Source organism: Carboxylicivirga fragile, assembly GCF_050589805.1.
Classification (GTDB): domain Bacteria; phylum Bacteroidota; class Bacteroidia; order Bacteroidales; family Marinilabiliaceae; genus Carboxylicivirga; species Carboxylicivirga fragile.
The window spans coordinates 1-479 of the sequence record NZ_JBNGOY010000130.1 but is presented as its reverse complement, the minus strand read 5'-3'; the positions used below and the strand labels follow the sequence as shown (position 1 = coordinate 479).

The window sequence follows — 479 nt, the reverse complement described above, 5'->3', positions numbered from 1 at the left end:
GTCATTTTTCGAATAGTGATAAAATTACAAAGTATTCCAGAATTTCAAACTCATCTTCCTCTTTTTTCTATTGAGGATAATTTTCAGGTTGTTTACAATCAATTTCTTTCTAGCTCCTTAGGCAAAATTTATCAGGCCATACCATGGGATGAGCTAGTTAAAGTTTTTGATTTAGCTGATAGTAAGATGGGGCCAGATTGTATTTTTAGCCCACAAGGCAAGTTGGCGTTAATGTTTTTAAAGAACTATGCCTGTTGTTCAGACGAGCGACTAGTAGAGCAATTCAACTCTAACGTTCATTACCAACTATTTTGCCGATTATTACTCGGCGTGGGTGAACAACTCAAAAATTTCAAAATTATCAGTCAAATCAGATGCGAGTTGGCAGGCAAACTTGATGTGGACGAATCACAAAAGTGTTTAGCGCGTCATTGGTTGCCTCATATGGAAGAACTAGATCAAATTCTTACCGATGCTAC

The 479-nt window shown here is 37.0% G+C and carries 1 protein-coding gene; it reads left to right on the top strand.

Features of this window, described 5'->3' with window-relative positions:
- Positions 1-479 (top strand): transposase (locus ACRD7B_RS22795; RefSeq protein WP_430826978.1); only part of this gene is annotated, 479 nt, incomplete at both ends.